Source organism: Pseudomonadales bacterium, assembly GCA_024234615.1.
In the GTDB taxonomy this organism is placed as follows: domain Bacteria; phylum Pseudomonadota; class Gammaproteobacteria; order Pseudomonadales; family IMCC2047; genus JAJFKB01.
In genome coordinates this window covers 554076-573094 of sequence record JACKNY010000001.1, presented here as the reverse complement: position 1 = coordinate 573094, position 19019 = coordinate 554076, and the positions used below count along the sequence as shown (strand labels likewise).

Genomic DNA, 19019 nt, shown 5'->3' with positions numbered 1-19019 from the left:
GAGCTCGATGCTACGCCGCCATCATAACCGGACTCCGCTCAGCGTGCACCCAAATTCCCCTCACCCTGCCCCTCTCCCAAAGGGGGTGGGGATTTAATGGCTTCCAGTGCTTCGCTTTGCTGCAACCACTGGTCTTCGAGCTGCTCTGTTTGCTCGCGCAATTGACCCTGCCTTTGCAGCAGGCTTCGTAATTCGTCTTTACCGGAATCTTGGTACAGATCGGTGTCATGTAATCGCGTTTCGATGGCGGCTAGTTCTTTTTCATTATTGGCTATTTGTTGCTCGAGCTTTTTGATTGCCTGCGTGAGTGGTTTTAGCTGTTCACGCTGGGCCGCAGCCTCGCGCCGCAGCTGACTTTTATCGACCTTTTTCTCTACCCCGCCAGAGCTGCTATCGCTTAAACCTTCGTTCGGTTCACCTTCATCGCGCTGGGCGCGCACCAACCAGTTTTGATAATCTTCCAGGTCACCTTCAAACTCGCGCACCTTGCCATGCGCGACCAAGAGGAACTCATCGGCGCTGCTGCGTAACAGGTGACGGTCATGGGAAACCAAAATCATCGCGCCGGAAAAACTCTGCAAAGCCGCTGTTAGCGCCTGACGCATTTCTAAATCCAAGTGGTTGGTCGGCTCATCCATGATCAGTAGATTGGGTTTTTGCCAAACTACCAAGGCCAAGGCCAAACGCGCTTTTTCACCACCGGAAAAGTGTTCAATTGAATCGGTGGCCATATCACCACGAAAATCAAAGCCGCCCAAGAAATTACGAATGCTCTGCTCGCTTTCTTTGGGAGAAAGACGCTGTACATGCAGCATCGGGCTGGCATTAATATCCAATGCTTCTAGCTGGTGCTGGGCGAAATAACCCACCTTGAGGTTTTCTCCCAGTACCTTTTCGCCGCTTAACAGCGCTAGCTCGCCGATCAGCGTTTTCAGCAGGGTCGACTTACCTGCGCCGTTGGGCCCCAGCAACCCGATGCGACTACCTTCCATAATAATCAGGTTGACCTGATGTAAAACCGCCTGATCGCCATAGCCTAAATCTGCGTGCTTGAGCGACAACAGCGGATTAGACTTTTTGCCCGGCTCGAAAAAACTGAAATGGAAGGGGGAATCCACATGCGCGGCTTCAATCAGCTCCATTCGCGCCAGGGATTTTAATCGGCTTTGCGCCTGCTTTGCTTTTGTCGCCTTGGCGCGGAAGCGAGTGACGAAGCGTTGAATCTCCTCGACTCGTGCTTGCTGTTTCTGGTATTGCGCCTGTTGCAGCGCGAGCCGTTCCGCGCGCTGGCGCTCGTAGTTAGAATAATTACCGGTATAACAGTGGATGCTATTGCGTTCGATTTGGGCAATATGCGTGGTCACCATATCGAGAAAATCGCGGTCGTGAGAAATCAATAACAGCGTACCGCGATAGCGCAATAGCCATTGCTCCAGCCAGAGCGTTGCGTCCAAATCCAAGTGGTTAGTCGGCTCATCGAGTAACAGCAAATCGGAGGGGCACATTAGCGCCTGCGCCAGATTAAGGCGAATACGCCAGCCCCCGGAAAAGGCTTTGACCGGGCGTTGATAATCATCAATGCCAAAGCCCAAGCCATGCAGCAGTTGTTGCGCACGACTCGACGCACTATAGCCGTCTATGGCCTCCAGTTTCGCATAGGCATGCGCCAAGGCATCGTTATCGCCCTCTGTCTCCGCCCTGGCTATCTCTCTTTCGGTTGCGCGCAGATCCTCGTCACCGTCCAACACATGGTCTAATGCAGTCTGCTGGCTATGCCCCACTTCCTGCGCCATATGCGCGATGCGTCTATCTTTGGGAATGTAAAGTTCACCCGCATCAGGTTGTAGCTTGCCGAGGAGCATTTGAAACAGACTGGATTTGCCACAGCCATTGGCGCCGATAACCCCCACGCGCTGTCCGCTATGCACCAACAGGTTGGCATGTTCCAACAGCGGCTTGCCGCCACGCAGTAATTGAATATCACTAAGACTAATCATGGCGGCGGATTGTACCAGCCTAGGTTACAGCAGCAATAGCAGATGCAAGCGAAAAGCTTATGCTGTTGCTATTCAGGTTGCTGAATAGATTGAATATAGTCAGTTAGCGCCTGAATTTTTTCTTTGGCGTGCCTGACGGCGCTGTCATCATCTCCTTCACGTACAGAAAATTCGTAACCCCAGACCGGCATTCGTCTCGGAAAATGGGTTACGTCATCGCGCTGTCCATCAATCACTTGGTACACCAGATCCGCTGGAAAAATACCCGCGCTGGATTGCCTCAGGTAACGCAGATCGGGAATCGGTAATCCGATATCAACGCTGGCCGGGCCATCACCTTCCGCATAAATACCATGACAGTTCGCGCAATTTTCCTGAAACAGCGTTTGTCCGGTTTTCAAGCTGTGGCTCTGGCAGGCTGCTAGTAACACCATAACGCCCATAACAACAAAACATGTATATCTTTTTGGCATATTGAAGCCCCCAAGTTTTTTGCAGTGTAGCCTTTTCATAAGGCCGCTAACAAATAAATCAACGCTTCAACTTGACAGCACCCCATCACCCCCGATACTTAGATTACGAGTTTTTCTAAGAAAACATAAGATGAAATCCGGATTGGTGTTATCAGGTGGGGGGGCACGAGGTGCCTATCAAGTCGGCGTTTTAAAGGCCATGGCCGAGCTATTGCCCAAACATACCCATAATCCTTTCTCCATTATCAGCGGAACATCATCCGGTGCTATTAACGCCGTTGCACTGGCGGCCTCGGCCAATAACTTTCAACTTGCGGTTAAAAAAGTCGAACGCATTTGGCGTAATCTACATGTTGATCAGGTTTACGAATCTGGTGTCATAGACCTGTTGAAAAGTTGCGGGCGCTTGGTCGGATCGATGTTCAACCAAGGTATTGGTACTTCACGTCCGCTGGCCCTGTTGAACACAGACCCGTTGCGAGAGCTACTAAGCCACACAATTCAGTTTAAAAACATCCAAAAACGTATTGATGAAGGTTATCTCGAAGCTGTTTCCGTTACCGCATCCGGCTATACCTCTGGCGAGAGCGTTAGCTTCTTCCAAGGCAATCAACGGATAAAAAAATGGCGTAAAACTCGTAGCGTTGGGGTGCCAGCACTACTGGACATCGATCATCTACTCGCTTCCTCCGCCATACCTACCATTCTACCGGCGCAGAAAATTAGCCGGGAATACTTTGGCGACGGCGCGCTGAGACAGTTATCACCCATCAGCCCGGTAATTCATATGGGTGCCGACCGAATTTTCGTCATTGGCGTTAGCGGGCACCCTAAGCATCTGCCAAAAGAATATAGTGATACACATTCTCCCTCACTGGCCCACATGGTTGGCCACGTTTATAAATGCGCTTTTATCGACAGCCTGGAAGCCGATATCGAACACTTAGTTCGCGTCAACAGCTTGGTTAAAGGTTTAAAAGAATGCAATCAAGGTAAAATGATAGAGAAATTGCGTTATCTGGAGTTTCTTGCTATCGAACCGTCAATTCAGTTTGATGAAATAGCCGATAAGCACGTACGCGATTTACCTGCTGGCATGCGAGCAATCATGAAAATCACCGGCGCCACCGGTGGATTGGGCGGCGCGAGTATGGCCAGCTATTTGCTGTTTGAATCCGCATTTTGCCAGGAGCTGATTGATTACGGCTATCAGGATGCCATGGAGCAGGAAGCGGAAATTCTCGCCTTTCTGGGGTAAACCCTGATTACAGATGCTTGCCCTTGTCCCAGCCTTGGGCGGCGAGATATTTTTGCCCTGATTCAATCGCACCTTCTTCCAGGGTTGTACCCATTGAGTCATTCCAACGATTCAAATAACCAAATAGTGCTATCACACCGAGTATTTCCACAATTTCACCATCATCCCAATATTTTTTAACTTCTGCGCTGACCGCCTCATCCACGGCGTTGGGGATCTGAGAAGCAGCTATCGCCAATTCTAACGCCGCTCTCTCGGCATCGTTATAGAGGGGGCTGGTTTTAAATTCCCAAATCTTATCCAGCTTTTCCTGCTCAGCACCATAGCGTTCAGCGGCGCGAATGGTATGCGCCTGGCAGTAGCGGCAACCCGCCGTATGACTGCACATGTAGCCGATTAATCGTTTTAATGCACTGGTAACACGGCCATGATTTTCCATTACGGCTTTATTCAGATTGATAAAGGCAGTCCCAATCGCTGGCCGGCGCTGCATGGTTAATACGCTATTCGGACAAAACCCCAGGGTTTCGTTAAAGAATTTAGCCAACTCAGCAACTTCAGGGGAGGCATCAGGTGATAACGGTGTAACTAATGGCATTGCAAATTTTCCTCCGTATAAAGACCATCAGCAAAGATGCTAGGGATAGCTGAACTATTCGTAGACAAATCGATACCACAGCAAACCCAACATTTCGTGCAGCATTAATACACTATTGTGCAGCGCAGACGCTTGTGGCAGATAATCCAATATTTCCGGCATGTCATCATTACCAGATCTAAACCCAGTGGGTGCTGGGGTGAAGGCTAAACCGGCTTTTTTAAAACTGTATACCGCTCGCGGCATATGCCAAGCATGAGTGACGAGCAGTACTTTTTGTATCTGGTTTTGCTCGGCTATTTGTTGTGTATATTTTGCGTTCTCCCAGGTAGTGCGGCTTTGGCTTTCCTGCCACAACACGGAACCCATAAATTCATGCTCAATGATATTTTTCAAAAATTCAGATTCCGGAACCTTGTCCTTATCCCACATACCTCCAGCCACCAGAATTGGCAACCCCGTTTTACGCTGCAGCAGAGCACCATAACGCAAGCGCTCCAAGCCCATCGCTTTCGGCACATCAGCACCATACTCGACAGCATCTCGATACCTTCCTGCACCCAAAATCACAATCGCCTGATACTCGGATGTATTGATTTTTTTGATTTCCAAGGCCGGATAAGTTTCCAACGTTCGTGCTAAATATTCTGTGCTGACCGGCAAGGCTAACAGGGCGAGGCTGGCGATGGAGAGAAAAATCAGACTGTTACGCAAACGTGGCCGTGACGCCAAAAAAATGAGCGCAAAAAGGATAATCAGGATATTTATCGACGGTGGCAGCGCCAGTGTTTTTAGCAACGATCTAATCAGCATGGGAATCCTTTTGCAGCAACCCGTCTGTTCAGTTGGCTGACTTGCGGCGGTAAGTATCGCCGCCACACTCCAGGCAGTTTTCCAGCATTTTCGACTGAGTGATGACGTAAATATCTCCGCAATTTAAGCAGGAGAATGTTCCGGCAACCACGGTTTCGCCGGCCACATATATTTCCTCGTCAACTTGCTTCTTGGCATTTTGCAGTGCTAGGTGCTCCAGTGTGGTTTTATCCGCCACTGAAAGTAACAGGCTGGCGAGCTTATCTTCGAGCAAATGCAGATCAAACTTAAGCCAGTCAGCGACGCCTTTGCCGGTACGGCTAACAAAATGAGTTAAACTGTCGATATCTCGTTTCAGGTAGGCCCCTAACAGATCCAGCTCCTCTCTCGTCATTTCTTCAGCGGCTTCTTCCAGCTCGATTGCCTGCTCGATTTCATGCTGTATCGCATCGCTGGTTTTTTGTTCTACTTGCTCCAACGATTGTTGGATCCGCTGTAACAACCTGTCGTAGCTCGATTCGCCTACATTCGACTTTTCAGTTGTTTTATCACTCATCGAAGAACACCTCTGTTGATCTAAATAAAAGCTGGAGTGACCGGGCAAACCCAATTAATAACAGAGAATAACGACGCGCTTATAGTCGCGCCTAGCCACCTATAGTATGCTACGCGTTTCAAGTTTTAAGGTACAGCGTTAACCAATGGAAGAGCACTATCAACCGCGTGAAATAGAGCAGTCTGCGCAAAATTTTTGGCAGCAAAACCAAAGTTTTTCGGTCACTGAAAATCCGGCTCAAGAGAAGTTCTACTGTCTGGCGATGTTTCCCTATCCGAGCGGCAAACTTCACATGGGCCATGTACGCAACTACACCATTGCGGATGTCATTGCTCGCTACCAACGCATGTTGGGTAAAAACGTTTTGCAACCTATGGGATGGGATGCCTTTGGTTTGCCAGCGGAAAATGCCGCGATTAAAAATAATACCGCACCCGCTAAGTGGACCTACGCCAATATCGACTATATGAAAAACCAGCTCAAGCAGTTGGGTTTTGCTTATGACTGGTCGCGGGAACTGGCCACCTGTCAGCCCGATTATTATCGTTGGGAACAATGGTTTTTCACCCGTCTCTACGAAAAAGGTTTGGTTTACAAGAAGGTTTCCGGGGTTAACTGGTGCCCGAATGATCAAACCGTGTTGGCCAATGAACAGGTGGTTGATGGCTGTTGCTGGCGCTGTGATACGCCGGTAGAACGCAAGGAAATTCCGCAATGGTTTATTAAAATCACGGCCTATGCTGAGCAATTGTTGAAAGATCTAGAACAACTGGATGAGTGGCCCGAACAGGTACGCGCGATGCAGCGCAACTGGATTGGTCGTAGCGAAGGTGTGGAAATGTCGTTTCAATTAGCATCGCCTATAGCCGAACAGCCCGACCATTTCGAGATTTACACTACCCGCCCCGACACCCTGATGGGCGTTACCTATGTCGCGCTGGCGGCTGAGCACCCGCTCGCAATAGCTGCTGCTGCCAACAACCCAGTATTAGCGCAGTTTATTCAAGCGTGTAAAGTCAGTTCGGTTGCTGAGGCGGCTATGGCAACGATGGAAAAGCAAGGTGTCGATACCGGACTCAAAGCCATTCACCCTATCAGCGGTCGCGAAATACCTATCTATGCCGCCAATTTTGTTCTGATGGGCTACGGCTCAGGTGCCGTTATGGCAGTGCCCGGCCATGATCAGCGTGATTGGGAGTTTGCCCATCAGTACGGGCTGCCCATTGAACAGGTCATTGAGCCGGTATCTGAAGATCAGCACTGCGATCTATCCCAAGCCGCATTCACTGAAAAGGGCCGCTTGCTTAATTCCGGCGAATTCGATGGCCTCAGTTCAGAACAAGCCTTTGACGCGATCGCCGCCAAGTTAGAACAAGCCCGCAAAGGTCGCAAAACCATTAATTACCGTTTGCGCGACTGGGGCGTTTCCCGCCAGCGCTACTGGGGTGCGCCGATTCCGATCTTTAATCTGCCGGATAATGGTGAGATTGCGGTTCCCCTGGAGCGGCTGCCAGTACTATTGCCTGAAGATGTTGAAATGGACGGCGTACAATCACCCATCAAGGCTGACTCTGAATGGCGCAAAGCCGATTTGAATGGGCAACCCGTGGAGCACGAAACCGATACCTTCGACACCTTTATGGAATCCTCCTGGTATTACGCACGCTTTACCTGTCCGCAGTATCAAGAAGGTATGCTGGATGCCAATGCCGCAAATTACTGGTTACCCGTCGATCAATACGTCGGTGGCATTGAACATGCGATTTTGCACCTCCTGTACGCGCGGTTTTTCCATAAGCTGATGCGCGATGAAGGCTTGTTGAACTCAGATGAACCCTTCAAGCGACTGCTTTGCCAAGGCATGGTGCTCAAGGACGGCGTTAAGATGTCCAAATCCAAGGGTAACACCGTCGACCCGCAGGAACTCATCGACCAATACGGCGCCGATACCGTACGCCTGTTCACCATGTTTGCCGCACCGCCGGAACAATCGCTGGAATGGTCCGATAGTGGTGTCGATGGCGCGCACCGGTTTTTACGCCGTCTGTGGAAAGCCGTAGCTAACCACCTTAATGCAGGTGATGTACCGCCACTCGCGCTCGACCAGCTCACTGAAGCGCAAAGAAATATTCGTCGCAAAACCCATGAAACCATCGCCAAGGTATCCGACGACTACAGCCGACGACAAACCTTCAATACCGCCATTGCCGCGGTGATGGAATTACTCAACGAAGTCACTCGCCATGCCGACCATTCAACGCCACAGGGTTTGGCCGTCGAACGCGAAGCACTGGAAGCAGCCGTTGTGCTATTGGCTCCGGTAGTTCCCCATATCTCGCATGAACTCTGGCAATTGCTGGGACATACTGACCCTGTTATCGATACACCTTGGCCTAGCCATGACGAAACAGCGTTGACACGCTCAACCATCGAACTGGTGGTTCAGGTCAATGGCAAACTACGCGCACGCCTCGAAGTGGCGGTGGATGCCGATCAGGAGACCATTAAATCCATGGCTTTAGAGAACGAAAATGTCACCCGTTTTACCGATGGCAATACTATCCGTAAAGTGATCGTGGTGCCGGGTAAACTTGTTAATATCGTGGTGGGAGGATAACCATGCCGCAACTCCAAAAATTATCAAAACAATTCATTGCTCTGCTATTTCTCGCTGGAACTATCGCCCTTAGCGCCTGCGGCTGGCATCTGCGTGGCAACGAACCATTGCCTGAGGATATGCAAGTACTGTATCTAAGTATCGCCAATGAAAACAGCGACCTCAGTCGATCACTGCAACGTTCACTGCAGGCACTAGGTGTCACTTTAGTTGCAAAGTCTACTGAGGCACCACTGACTTTAGCGATAACCGAAATCGACAATCAACGCCGCACCATCAGCACCAGTAGTCGCGGCAAAGCGGCGGAATATGAGCTAACGACCTATATCACCTACGAGCTCAGAAATAAGCTGGGCGAACGGTTATTTGGTCCAGATACTGTTTCCGCTGAAAAAATTTACCTGTTCGACCCCAATAAAGTTGTCAGTGCGTTTGAAGAAGAACAGCTATTACGGCAAGAAATGCAGCGCGATCTGGTGCGGCAATTGATTCGACGTTATAGGGCTTCGCGGACAACAGAGGCGGAAACCCCTTAACCGGCACCTACGTATTCACTCCCATGAACATCCGGCTGGAGCAGCTTAGCGCACAACTTGAACAAGGGCTTAAGCCCGTTTACCTGGTATTCGGCGACGAGCACCTTCTCGTTCAGGAAGCGGCCGACACCATACGGGCAGCAGCACGAAATGCTGGCTTCAGTGAACGAGAAGTACACCAAGTTGACGCTAAATATAAATGGGACGAGTTCTTTGCCAGCAGCAACGCACTGTCTCTTTTCGCCGAACGTAAAATCATCGAACTGCGCCTCACCACTGGCAAACCGGGCGATGAAGGTTCCAAAGCATTACAGGCTTACTGCGCAAATCCCGCGGATACCAACCTACTGCTGGTGCTTGCACCGAAGCTGGATAAAAGCTCTCAGAACACAAAATGGTTTAAAGCACTGGATGCCGCCGGCGCACATATCGCCGTTTGGCCGGTCGACCATCAACAAATGCCGCAGTGGATCGCTCGCCGCATGCAGCAAGCAGGTGTCACGGCAGATCGCGATGCCATTAAGTTACTCGCAGAGCTGGTCGACGGCAACCTGCTTGCCGCCGCCCAGGAAATCGAAAAACTTAAACTGTTAGGCACTGATGAGCCGATTGACAGTCATAACATTCGCCAATCCGTCTCAGACAGTTCCCGTTATAATGTTTTTAATTTAGTCGATGCGGCACTTAAAGGTGATACTACTCTCTCTCACAAAATCCTCACTGGCTTGCGTGCAGAGGGAATTGAACCGGGCGCACTCATCTGGGTATTGAGCCGTGAGATCCGCCAGCTCGCGGCGATGACTCGATTAGTCGAACAGGGGCAATCAGTACAGCAGGTCATGCGCCAATACCATGTCTGGAGTAATCGTCAACAGATGACGGGAGCTGCGCTGGGACGCTTAAAGTCGCGTTCTCTCTACAGCCTATTACAACGTATGGCCCTTGCCGATCAAACCATGAAAGGCATGCGTCCCGGCAACATCTGGGATATTTTAGAACAAACAGCCTTAAGGCTAGCCGGTGCCAGATTAGCGACCGGATAAGGAACCCTGAATAGAATTAAAGAACCGCTAGTGACAAGAGCGCCCCATCATGAAGGACAATGAAATCCCGGTATTTTTAGCGCAAGCCTTCGTACACGCACCTAAAGGCTCTTTCAGCCTGAGACAAAAACAACAGGCCTCCGATATTTCACAGTTTGTCGGCGCCGATCTCTTTGGTTTATATCTGCTGGAAAAGGAACTCTTCCCACTCGCCACCCTTATTTCACAGCCGAAAGAAAAAATGGTGCGGGAATACGAGTATTACCGCAATCAAGACCCGTTATTTCATTATCTACTGCAACAGGGCGGCGCGGTTGAAGGTGTTGAGTTACTGGGTGAGGAACAATGGCTCCGCAATCCCATCGGCCAGTTATTGCAGCGCTGGCAAATGCAATACACCATCCAGGGAGCCATTTCTATTGAGGGTAAAATTGTCGGCACACTAAACTTTGCCCGCGCGCCGGATGCTGGCCGATTTAGTACCGAGGACACCGCAAAAGTCGCCGCACTCTGTCGCGAAGTGTCTGGGCTATTGGCCGATCAAGACGCTTTTGCCCAGCGTAAAAAAATGGATGAATGGCCGACTCACAGCTTTGTTACATCGGCGAAAACTGAAACTACTGAAGCAACCTTGATTACCGATTCTGAGGGAGAGATGCAACCGCCGATTGCTAGCGAAATAATAGCACTGGGTTTTCAACCCGCTGAGATAAAGCAAATTGTCGCAGCCAATATTCAGGCCTTACATGCTGACACTCACCAGCTGGTAGAACGTACTATTTTTACGCCTAACAACAGCTGTTTTAGCCTCACCACCCTGCCACTGCCGGGCGACGTGCTGAGCTTTATTACTATCATCAAAACTGTGCAAAAACAAAGGCCGCAAGCTGCCACACCTGAGCCCCAGCCGTTCGGTGCCAGAACCCAGCAGGCGCTCGACTTAGTGCTGCGTGGTTACTCCAACAAACTGATCGCCCGCGAAATGGCCGTTTCAGAAAATACCGTCAAGGATCACATCAAACGAATTTATCGTCACTTCGACGTCGCCAATCGCACTGAGCTAGCTTGGCGCTTGCGCCGGAATCAGGGGCATTAATATCGCCCCTTCTGGGCTCCAGCAACCTACCCTTGAGGAAAAGAAAAGTGCTCATGCATAATCCGCCAGCCCTGATCCGTTAAATACCAGATTAAGGTTTGACGAGCATCACCCGCATTGATACGGCCATCGGACAGCTGAGTTTCTATGTGCAAAGTGGCATGCGACCAGGCCAGCCTACCACGCCGATGCGCTTCCAAATCATCATTCAGTTGCAGGGAAATACGTTGCGCCTTAGGTGCTAAATTTTCTTGTACACCTGCGGCAAAAGCATCCCAGCCAGGATAAACCGACATTGGCTGCCAAGGCGTATAAATCGTCAGATTTTTGTCCTTAAGATAATATTGCTCCAAACGTTGCGGCAATTCACTCACGGGGCCCGCACCCCAGGCCCTAGCAATCTCTTGTGCCAGTGCCATTAACTCTTGATGCGGTTCGATACGCGGGTCTGCTGGCCGTTGCCCCTGAAAAACAGGCTGTTCCAAAGCCACTGGCGTAGAAAAAGTTTCATGCGCTAAACGCCAGCGGTCACCTTCCCATTCCCAAATCGAGGTGCCTCGACAGCGCGGTTGTGGTCTATCTCCGTTGGCTAATACCAGCGCTACTTCACAATGCATTAAATTCCATACCACGTCCTTGTAACGCCAACCCATAAACTGGTCAGTATCAACCACGGCGATATCCGCCTGTTCAATGCCATGCGCCAACCAGGTTTTAATCACATGCTGGTATTCCGCCCAACCACGAAACCCCTGTAACGGCAGAGAAGTATCCCAAAATAATGCGTCCGGACGGCGGGTGTAATCCGCCGCTGCGTCGTCAAATACCTTATCGTCCTTATGAAAAGACCAGGCTTGCAGATTGTTCTGCATCAGTTCGATAAAAGGTTTTAGTGCCTTGCCCTTCAGTTCTTTGGGTTTGTCGTCAGCATAGATTTTTGTCATCTGAAAACACAAGATCAAAGTCATCATCAGGTTAACGCAGCGAATTAGCGAAGCTCGATTCATTTTATTTTCTCTTAGGTCGATGGTTACCTCTGGCATTATCAAACACCGGGCTGAATGGCTCAACCACCCGAACGGGTAGATGTAAAGTACAACAATACCCCTTAAGTTATGGCGTAAATTATTGGAGGAACCATCATGTCTCAATTGACCGGTAAAATTGTTCTGATCACTGGCGGCGCTATGGGAATTGGTGCTGCAGCAGCACAAACCCTAGCCGCTGCCGGGGCCACCCTGATCGTCACCGACATTAATACTGAGGAAGGGCAGAAAACCACCGATCTGATCGTTAAGACTGGCGGCGACGCTCGTTTTAGGCAGTTAAATGCTACCTCTGAAGATGAATGGATTGCGCTCATCGATAAGTGCATTGTTGAATTTGGCGGCCTCGATATTCTAGTGAACAACGCGGGTATTTTTCGCGCAAAATCCATTGAAGATTCCAGCTTAGCAGACTGGCATCAAGTCATGGACACCAACATTGATAGCGTTTTCCTTGGCATGAAACACAGTCTGCCTGCCATGAAAAAACGTACTCAAAACAAAGCCGCTGGTTTCGGTGGCTCTATCGTCAACGTTTCATCTATTTCCGCCCAATCTGGCACCCCCTGTGCTCTCGCCTACACCGCTAGCAAGGCTGCTGTTGCCCACATGAGTAAATCTGCCGCTATGGAGTTTTGCGGGCTGGGCTACAATATTCGCGTTAACTGTATACTTCCAGGCATGATTCAAACCCCAATGCTCGACGGTTTGATTAAGGATATGGCCGGTCTCGGAGCCTTCGGCACCACTGATCCACAGCAGCTCGAACAAATTGCTGCCTCATTACATCCCATTGGCAGGTTCGGTAACCCGGAAGAAATCGCCAAGGGTATATTATTTCTTGCTTCGGATGATTCGAGCTATATGACCGGAGCAGAGTTAATTATTGATGGCGGATATATTGCCAGATAAGGCACAGTCAGCCATGACGAGAATGACCAGAAAATAACATGAAAACGCCGGTTTTTCTGTTGCACCAATTGCTAAGCACAAAAGGTTAGCGGTACTGTATATTCCCGCAATTCTTCTGTCTATCGAATCGCTTATAAAACTTAAATGACTGGCTCCTCAGCTTGCAAAGCTAAATATCTAACATATTATTTAGACATCAAAAATAATATTTCCCTGGAGATCCCTTTGTGAGATTAATAATAAAAATAAGTACCATGATAACTGCTGCTACATTGTTTACCTGCGCGCAAACTTATGCCTTCGGTCTTGGCGATATCGCCAAACGTGTTGCTGAAAAAGTGGCCGTGGAAAAAGCTGTTGAAAAAACCTCGGAAGTTCTCAGCGGGGACGGCGGTGCCAAGCAGGATGATACCAGCATTCCACCCCAACAACTGGATACCGCAGCACCTATTGCTGAAGCGCCATTTGCCATTACGCTTAAGGCCAATAGAGGCTCAGCAAAAGTATTTGCCAAACGCCCTAAAATTGCCCTTGCAGGCTACAATATTGCTGCCTTTCAAACCGCTAAAATTTCCGGGTTTACCTCTCGCGGTCAGGGCGCCTCAGCTAGCATGAGCTTCATTCTCGAAGGTGTCGACGCAACAATGCTACAACGGATTGCGGATGCCGCGCATAGCGATCTGGTAGCCCAACTGCAAGCCGCTAACATCGAGGTAATTGATGCACCAACGCTCTTCAAATCCCCGGAAAGTGATGAAATCAAACGCTCATCGGAACCGGTTAATGGTAAACAGATGGATGGCAGAGCGCCGAAAAAACTGTTGATGGTCGGCCCCTCAAATGTCGGATCGGTCGGGATCTTTAGCATGGTTCCCAAAGGCTTCAACGGTAATGTCGGCGATCAAGCCAGCGCAGCCCTGGATGCCATTGTCATTTATCCCAATTTGGGATTCGACTTCGCCTGGACTGGCGGCGGTGGTCGATCAATGCTGAAAAACAAAGCTAGCGTTGAAGGCGGCGCACGCTTTGCGCTTGACTCTATCAGCAACTTCTATGGGGTTTACTCCAAAGATGGTCGCTTTGTGGATGACGCTATCCAACTGATTCCAGGTGATGATGTCGGAGTACCAGATGTATTCGCCAGCGTCGAACAAGCCGGATCAAGAAACAATGGTGGCGCTGTCGCTATCTCTAATGCACTTGGCGTAGGAATGAGCAGCAATAAAGGCTCGGATTATGTCGTTTATGCCGATGCCAAGCGTTATGAAACCTTGGCATTAAATGCGGCAAAAGGTTTTAACGCTGCGCTGGTGCAGCAAATCAAAGCCGCCAAAGGTTTGTAACCTTAAGCAAACTCCGTCCAAGCCAACTCTCAGCACACTGCGCCTAAGCGGGTTGGCTTGGCAACGTTCAAATTTGTTCAGGTGAATTCGGGGCTAGTCGCCTCCCCTCTAAAGCTATTCACAGGAATAGTTCATAGCGGGAGTCTTTTCTGGTATCTTCAATGCGATATTTCATTCACCGGCTCCCTTAACACAGAGTTTCCCCAGTGGCAAACACAGTGACGAAACCAAATTACAAAGGGGCTCAGTTAAGGACGCAATTTCGATGCTTCGTCTACTTGAAGTAACAGCGCCGGATCAAGACGTTGACTCAATCCAAACCATTCTGGATAAAGCCCCAGTTATTCATATCTGGGTATCTGAACAAAATAATCCCATCCGACAATTGCGTATTCTGCTTGATGCTCAGCATACCGAGGAGTTGTCGGATCAGCTAATGAGTCAGTTCGGGTCAAAGGAAGATTTTCGATTAATCCTTTTCCCGGTTGAAGCAACCTTACCCGCCGTTGACCAAACTAGCGAAGCCAATTCGGAAGACTCCGTTGAAAGCGAAGCGGAGAACGGCTGTCCACAACGAATTAGTCGTGAAGAGCTCTATGAGGATCTAATCGACGCTAGTGTGGTGACCCGTCTCTACATCGTGATGGTGGCGCTCTCTACCATCGTAGCCGCTATCGGACTGTTACGCGGCGATGTCGCCATCATCATTGGCGCAATGGTGATTGCTCCGCTGCTGGGCCCGAATATTGCCTTGCCATTGGCCTTCACCTTGGGCGATCTTGAACTAGCCAAAAAATCCTTTAAAACCATCGGCATTGGTGTGATCACCGCCGGTATTTTATCGACGGCGATTGGTTGGGGAATTACGGTCGAACCGACCGCCCCCGAATTAATCGCCAGAACCCACGCTGGCACTGGCGATATTATTCTAGCATTCGCCGCCGGAGCCGCCGGCTCTTTAGCTTTCACCAGTGGCGCTCCTGCTGTGGTGGTCGGTGTTATGGTTGCCGTCGCGCTACTACCGCCACTGGTAGCGGCTGGTTTATTAGCCGGATCAGGCCATGCTGGACTGGCTACAGGCGCACTGATGCTGGCTTTAACTAACGTCACCTGTATCAACTTAGCGGCAGTAGCAACTTTCTTTCTACAAAAAGTACGCCCGCGAACCTGGTGGGAAGCGGCGCGAGCAAAAAAGGCCACTCGCTTCGCGGTCAGTATTTGGATCATTTTGTTGTTGATGCTGTTCGCTTTGATGTTGTTGGGTTATGTGGAAGCCGGTTAGGATAATCTTTTCAATTAACGAATTAGGTAAAAATGAATCTCTCGTACAAAAATTTACTTAGCCGATTACTGATCTTGCTAGTTTTTGCTCATGAGGCATATGGCCAGCAAACAAATCATCCTAAGCTCATTCTGATGATTACTGTTGATCAGTTGCGCGGTGATATGCCTTGGCGGTTACAGGATAGATTATCACCGGATGGGTTTCGTTATTTTATGGAGCAGGGGGTTGTCTACAAAAATGCTCATTACCAACATTCGAACACTTTAACTGCCGTTGGCCACGCCACACTCTTTACCGGTGGGCATTCGGCACAGCATGGGATGGTAGGCAATTACTGGTATGACCCGGCTGAAGAGCAACAGGTCTATTGCGTAGCTGATTCATCGTACCGAATCATCGGTGAAAAGGCTGGGAGCAACGCAGGGGCGTCTCCCAAAAATCTCAGCGCCAGCACCATTGGCGACGAACTGGTTCTTGCCAGCGCCAATCAATCACGCGTATTTTCGGTTTCAGTCAAGGATCGCGGCGCCATTATTCCGGGTGGCCACCTAGGCAAGGCTTTCTGGTATTCGCGCACCAACGGCCAATTTGTTTCCAGCAGCTTTTACTACGATGCTTACCCGCACTGGGTTGAAGAATGGAATAAGGCAAAGAAAGCAGATCAATATCAAGATACAACCTGGGATCTTCTGCACACACCAAGTTCTTATATCGCTGCCCAGCAGGACGATCGCTCTTACGAGCAATCATATAAACAGCTCGGGTACACATTTCCGCACTCCCTCTCTGGTAAAACCCCCAAAGACTACTATTCAACTCTGCGATTCACACCAATGGCGGATGAGCTGACTTTAGACTTTGCCGAAGCTCTCATTAAAGCAGAAAAGATTGGCCAAGGGCCTCATACCGATATGCTGGCAATCAGCTTTTCCGTCACCGACTATGTCGGCCATCTCTTTGGCCCTAATAGCCTTGAAGCAGAGGACAATCTGCTAAGACTCGATAGGACGCTCGCCAAGTTACTACGCCTGATTGATCGGCAAATAGGCCTTAGCAATAGTCTGATTGTTTTATCCTCAGATCATGGCACCGATGCGATCCCTGAGTACCGGAAATCACTTGGGTTCCCCGCCGGAAAACACCATCCGGAGCAACTTATCGCGCGAATGAATCAGCTGTTAAAAACACGATTCTCCACCAATGAAAATCTTATTCGCGCCTACCTGCACCCCAATATATATCTGAACCTACAAAGCATTTCGCAGCTTGGAATTAAACCCAAAAAGATTGAAAATTTTCTAGCGCAGGAGTTAATGAAAACCCCAGGAATAGCCTTGGCCGTTACCAGGACTGATTTGATGCAGGGTCAGATAGTGGGAAACCCACTGTTTAAAAAGGTGCAGCTCGCCTTTCACCCGATCCGCTCAGGCAATGTGCTCCTCGTTCAGGATCAGTTTTGGTACCTTAACCAAAGCACCGATGTCGCGGCTGTGCATGGTTCGCCATATGCTTACGATACCCATGTGCCTATTATGTTTGCTGGCAAGGACATTAAGCAGCCTAAAGTGGTTAATCGCCTGGTCAGCCCGTCTGATATTGTCTCCACACTCGCCGCGCAACTGAATATACCCTTGCCATCAGGCGCTAGCGGTCAACCACTCGACGAGGTATTTTCCAGTGACACAGCTCAGGCGCAATAGCTGAGCAGCTCATCAGAAAACATACCTGCCGGGCCGGCACCGGCATAAATCCGATGTTCAAATACTTGAATTTCCGGTAGTACATATTCCATGTAAAATTGTGCGCTAGCACGTTTAGCGCGATGTAACGGTGATTCGCTGGTGGCGGCAGCGGCCATTCGCAGCCACATCCAGGCACCAGCCATATGCCCTACCAGAAATAAGTAAGGTGTAGCGGCAGATTCCACATCACCTAATGAATTTTGGCCCTTTTTCACTAAGAAATCGGAAGCGGAAATGAGTCGTGCAAGGGCCTTTGTCAGATCATCAGACAGGCCCTTTAATTCGGGGTTATTGGCCTGATTCGCTATATCCTGTTCAATTTGCTGGATAAAAAGAGCATAACCACGCCCCTCTTTACGCAACAGCTTACGCATCACCAGATCCAAGGCCTGGATGCCGTTGGTTCCTTCATAAATGGACAAAACTCGGCAATCACGGACGTATTGCTCCATGCCTTCATCGGCAATATAGCCATGCCCGCCCATCACCTGCACCCCCAGGTTGGCGACTTGGTTAGCATGATCCGACGCCCAAGCTTTACAGACCGGTAATAGAAATTCAGCTAATAACCGGCTATCCTCTCGTTCTATTTCAGTTTTCCCATACAATGACTTATCAAGGTTAAACGATGCTTCCAGTACCAGTGCCCGCATGGCTTCGGTCAAACATCGCATCGTCGCTACCATACGACGAACGTCCGCATGTTGGATAATACCGGTATCTGCCCGCCCCCCTTGTTTGCGTTCATTCGCATAGGCAATCGCACTGTAGGTTGCGGCACTCGCGATACCCACACTTTGAGCCCCCACCTCAAGACGCATCAGATTCATCATGGTAAACAAGCATTTCAGGCCTTCTCCTTCCTCACCAATCCGGTAACCCACTGCCTGATCAAAGTTTAAAACGCAGGTGGGTGAAGCTTTGAGTCCCATTTTTTGTTCGAGCCGGGAGACCGATACATAATTGACTTTATCCGGCTGATCATAGGGGTGTTTCGGCACTAGAAATAATGTTAAACCACGAGTGCCTGTAATAGCGCCTTGAGTTCGCGCCAGGACAAAATGGAGTATCTGCTCTGTATAATTCTGGTCACCGCAGGTGATAAAAATTTTTGTCCCGCTCAGCAGATAAGTCTCGTCATGCTGTTTAACGGCACAGGTTCTAATAGCGCCAACATCGGACCCAGCCTGCGGCTCAGTAATCACAATCGTGGCACCCCACTCACCCGCAATAATAGGTGGTACTGCTTTCTCCTTTAATTCCGAATCCGCGTGTTCAATCAGCAGTGTCGCTGCCGCACGCAACATGCAGGGCATCATGCCAAAGGCAACACAGGAACCATTGACCATTTCCGCCATTGCCGTCGCCAGACTAATTGGTAACGCCTGACCACCAAACTGTTCAGGTAAATCCAAGCCGATCCAGCCACCTTCAGCATATTGCCTGAACGCCACCCGGAACTCATCCGGAACCTCGACGCGCCCATCAACCAGTCGACAACCTTGCCTATCTCCCAGTTGATTCAAAGGGCTAAGCACTTCGCTACTGAAACGACTCCCCTCCGCAATAACGGCTCTACCGAGGTCTGCATCAATCTGAGAATATTTAGGCAGCTTGAATAACTCACCCCAACCCAGCACGTCACTGAGAATAAAAGTAATATCCTGTGTGGGAGGTATATAGGTTTGCGACATGCTCATTGTT

16 protein-coding genes are annotated in these 19019 nt (G+C 49.8%); 9 read left to right on the top strand and 7 right to left on the bottom strand.

Annotation, left to right across the window (positions count from 1 at the left end; all coding sequences use genetic code 11):
- Nucleotides 1-38: 38 nt before the first annotated feature.
- Together H6995_02770 and H6995_02765 are read right to left on the bottom strand one after the other, a co-directional pair.
- A complete protein-coding gene (locus tag H6995_02770) occupies nt 39-1997 on the bottom strand; it encodes an ATP-binding cassette domain-containing protein (protein MCP5213912.1) in 1959 nt (652 codons plus the stop codon).
- Nucleotides 1998-2065: 68 nt separating this feature from the next.
- Nucleotides 2066-2470, bottom strand: a complete 405-nt coding sequence (locus H6995_02765; GenBank protein MCP5213911.1) for a cytochrome c — start codon at nt 2468-2470, stop codon at nt 2066-2068.
- Between the two features lie 130 nt (nt 2471-2600).
- Here H6995_02765 and H6995_02760 point away from each other — a divergent pair, with 130 nt between their 5' ends.
- Nucleotides 2601-3728, top strand: coding sequence for a patatin-like phospholipase family protein (locus H6995_02760; protein ID MCP5213910.1), 1128 nt, complete (start codon nt 2601-2603; stop codon nt 3726-3728).
- A 7-nt stretch (nt 3729-3735) separates the two neighbouring features.
- On the opposite strand, the gene H6995_02755 is transcribed toward H6995_02760, so the two are convergent.
- From H6995_02755 to H6995_02745, 3 genes are read right to left on the bottom strand one after another with little or no spacing between them, the layout of a single operon-like run.
- The gene (locus H6995_02755) at nt 3736-4326 is read right to left on the bottom strand and encodes a carboxymuconolactone decarboxylase family protein (protein ID MCP5213909.1); all 591 of its coding nucleotides are present in this window, start codon (nt 4324-4326) and stop codon (nt 3736-3738) included.
- A gap of 54 nt (nt 4327-4380) precedes the next feature.
- Nucleotides 4381-5139: a YdcF family protein gene (locus H6995_02750; GenBank protein MCP5213908.1), complete on the bottom strand. Its 759-nt coding sequence runs from the start codon at nt 5137-5139 to the stop codon at nt 4381-4383.
- Between the two features lie 28 nt (nt 5140-5167).
- The gene (locus H6995_02745; GenBank protein MCP5213907.1) at nt 5168-5695 is read right to left on the bottom strand and encodes a metalloendopeptidase; all 528 of its coding nucleotides are present in this window, start codon (nt 5693-5695) and stop codon (nt 5168-5170) included.
- A 145-nt stretch (nt 5696-5840) separates the two neighbouring features.
- Here H6995_02745 and H6995_02740 point away from each other — a divergent pair, with 145 nt between their 5' ends.
- The 4 genes from H6995_02740 to H6995_02725 are packed head-to-tail and all read left to right on the top strand — an operon-like array spanning nt 5841 to nt 10987.
- Nucleotides 5841-8312 (top strand): leucine--tRNA ligase, encoded by a 2472-nt coding sequence (locus H6995_02740; protein ID MCP5213906.1) that lies wholly within the window; start codon nt 5841-5843, stop codon nt 8310-8312.
- 2 nt (nt 8313-8314) lie between these two features.
- Nucleotides 8315-8848: a hypothetical protein gene (locus H6995_02735; protein MCP5213905.1), complete on the top strand. Its 534-nt coding sequence runs from the start codon at nt 8315-8317 to the stop codon at nt 8846-8848.
- 23 nt (nt 8849-8871) lie between these two features.
- Nucleotides 8872-9891 (top strand): DNA polymerase III subunit delta, encoded by a 1020-nt coding sequence (locus H6995_02730; GenBank protein MCP5213904.1) that lies wholly within the window; start codon nt 8872-8874, stop codon nt 9889-9891.
- A gap of 49 nt (nt 9892-9940) precedes the next feature.
- Nucleotides 9941-10987: a response regulator transcription factor gene (locus tag H6995_02725; protein ID MCP5213903.1), complete on the top strand. Its 1047-nt coding sequence runs from the start codon at nt 9941-9943 to the stop codon at nt 10985-10987.
- A gap of 26 nt (nt 10988-11013) precedes the next feature.
- Here H6995_02725 and H6995_02720 read toward each other — a convergent pair whose 3' ends face one another.
- Nucleotides 11014-12030, bottom strand: a complete 1017-nt coding sequence (locus H6995_02720; GenBank protein ID MCP5213902.1) for a nuclear transport factor 2 family protein — start codon at nt 12028-12030, stop codon at nt 11014-11016.
- A 99-nt stretch (nt 12031-12129) separates the two neighbouring features.
- On the opposite strand from H6995_02720, the gene H6995_02715 reads away from it, so the two are divergent.
- From H6995_02715 to H6995_02700, 4 genes are all read left to right on the top strand, one after another.
- Nucleotides 12130-12945, top strand: coding sequence for a glucose 1-dehydrogenase (locus H6995_02715; GenBank protein MCP5213901.1), 816 nt, complete (start codon nt 12130-12132; stop codon nt 12943-12945).
- A 227-nt stretch (nt 12946-13172) separates the two neighbouring features.
- Complete coding sequence (locus tag H6995_02710; protein ID MCP5213900.1) at nt 13173-14288, top strand: hypothetical protein; 1116 nt, start codon at nt 13173-13175, stop codon at nt 14286-14288.
- A gap of 265 nt (nt 14289-14553) precedes the next feature.
- Nucleotides 14554-15570, top strand: coding sequence for a TIGR00341 family protein (locus tag H6995_02705; GenBank protein ID MCP5213899.1), 1017 nt, complete (start codon nt 14554-14556; stop codon nt 15568-15570).
- A 134-nt stretch (nt 15571-15704) separates the two neighbouring features.
- Nucleotides 15705-17273 carry an alkaline phosphatase family protein gene (locus tag H6995_02700; protein ID MCP5213898.1) on the top strand — a complete coding sequence of 523 codons (1569 nt, stop codon included), beginning with the start codon at nt 15705-15707 and terminating at the stop codon, nt 17271-17273.
- Here H6995_02700 and H6995_02695 read toward each other — a convergent pair.
- Nucleotides 17261-19015 (bottom strand): acyl-CoA dehydrogenase, encoded by a 1755-nt coding sequence (locus H6995_02695; GenBank protein MCP5213897.1) that lies wholly within the window; start codon nt 19013-19015, stop codon nt 17261-17263. The genes H6995_02700 and H6995_02695 overlap by 13 nt on opposite strands.
- Between the last annotated feature and the right edge of the window lie 4 nt (nt 19016-19019).